The organism is Thiomonas sp. SCN 64-16, assembly GCF_001725585.1.
In the GTDB taxonomy this organism is placed as follows: Bacteria; Pseudomonadota; Gammaproteobacteria; order Burkholderiales; family Burkholderiaceae_C; genus Thiomonas; species Thiomonas arsenitoxydans.
Genome location: NZ_MEGQ01000086.1, coordinates 1 through 2,067, shown reverse-complemented (window position 1 = coordinate 2,067; position 2,067 = coordinate 1). Strand labels below are relative to the sequence as shown.

The window sequence follows — 2,067 nt, the reverse complement described above, 5'->3', positions numbered from 1 at the left end:
CGTAGGTGGCCGGGCACGAGCGCGGCGTCTTGCCGATCGGCGTCTGGTCGACTTCGAGCACGCGCGTGATCGGTTCCCAGCCATGGATGGCATCGATGCCGACCAGCGCCGGCGTCGGCTTGCGCTGCTGGCGCGACGACACCAGACCGGCTACGTTGGCCAGCAGCACGTCGCGCGCCAGCGTCGATTTGCCCGAGCCCGACACGCCGGTGACGACGGTCATGCGGCGCAGCGGCACCTGCGTGTTTATCTGAGCCAGGTTGTGCAAGTGCGCACCTTCGAGCCTCAGCCATTGCAGCCCGGGCTGGCCGGGCGCGGTGACGCGCGGCGGCACCAGCGGGTGCGGCAGCGGCTGCGCCAGGAAGCGGCCGGTGAGGCTGTCGGGGTGGCGGGCCAGCTCGGCGTGGTCGCCGGTGGCGATGATACGGCCGCCCAGCTTGCCGGCGCCGGGGCCGATGTCGATGACGTGGTCGGCGCGGCGAATCGTGTCTTCGTCGTGCTCGACCACCAGGAGCGTGTTGCCCTTGTCGCGCAGCGCTTCGAGCGTATCGAGCAGCACCAGGTTGTCGTGCGGGTGCAGGCCGATGGTGGGTTCGTCGAGCACGTAGCACACGCCTTGCAGGTTCGAGCCCAGTTGCGCGGCCAGCCGGATGCGCTGCGCCTCGCCGCCCGACAGCGTGGGTGCGCTGCGTTCCAGCGTCAGGTAGCCCAGGCCGACGTCGCCGAGAAAGCGCAGCCGCGATTGGATCTCGGTGAGCAGGTCGCGTGCGATCTCGGCCTCGCGGCCGCTGACAGGGCGTGTCGGCGATCGCGGTGCCGACCGCCTCGCCGGCCTTGGCGGCCTCGGCTGCGGCCTGCGTCGCCTGCTGGTCGGCCAGGCGCTCGGCCAGCGCGCCGATCGATTCGGTCGAGCTGTCTTCGTCGGAGCGGTTCTGCTCGTTCACCTTCGGCACGTAGGGCAGCTCGACGCCGGTGCCGATGCACGATGGGCACCAGCCGATCTTCGAGTTGAACGAGAACAGCCGAGGGTCGAGCTCGGCGAAGCTGGTGCCGCAGGAGGCGCAGGCGCGCTTGGTCGAGAACAGCCGCGTTTCGATCTTGCCGCAGGCGTCTTGATAAGCCTGTTCGTCGCCGCGTTGGCTGGCGGCGTGCAGGCCGTCGAGCGGAGCGGCCACCATGACCAGGCCCTTGCCGTAGTCGAGCGCCTGCTGCAAGGCCGCGCGCAGGCCGGCTTCGTCGGCGGCGTCGACGCGCAGCGAGGCCACCGGCAGCTCGATGTTGTGCTCGACGTAGCGATCGATGCGCGGAAACTTGTTCGTCGGTAGGAACTGGCCGTCGACGCGCAGATGGCTGAAGCCCTTGGCCTTGGCCCACTTGGCCAGATCGGTGTAGACGCCTTTGCGGCTGACCACCAGCGGTGCCAGCAGACCGATGTGGCAGCCGCGATAGTCGCGCAGAATGCGCGCGGCGATCGCGTCGAACGACTGCGGTTCGATGCGCACGTTGCACTTCGGGCAATACTGAGTGCCGAGCTTGACGTACAGCAGCCGCAGGAAGTGATAGATCTCGGTCAGCGTGGCCACCGTGCTCTTGCGGCCGCCGCGGCTGGTGCGCTGCTCGATCGCCACCGTGGGCGGGATGCCGAACACACCGTCGACGTCGGGCCGCGAGGCCGGCTGCACGAACTGCCGCGCATAGGCGTTCAGCGATTCCAGATAGCGGCGCTGGCCTTCGCCGAAGATCACGTCGAAGGCGAGCGTGGATTTGCCCGAGCCCGACACGCCGGTGATCACCGTGAGCTTGTCGCGCGGCACCTCGACGTCGATGTTCTTCAGATTGTGCTCGCGCGCGTTGTGCACGAAGATCGACGTGCGGGCGCGGTCGCGCAGGGCGCTCTGCAGTGAACGGCCGGTGTCGGGCTCGCGGGCTTCGAGCACGGTGGCGGGCGGTACGGTGTAGCGGCCGGCCGGCATCGAGGCAGCAGCGGGCAGCGCCGCGGCGGCGGGTAGCGCAGCCATGTGCGGTGTGCCGGCATAGGGTGCGCCGGTCTGCATGGCGCCGCCCGCC

At 69.7% G+C, this 2,067-nt stretch carries 1 pseudogene; it reads right to left on the bottom strand.

Going from position 1 to position 2,067, the window contains the following annotated elements:
- Positions 1-2,067, bottom strand: a pseudogene (locus ABT24_RS15300) (excinuclease ABC subunit UvrA); the annotation flags it as partial.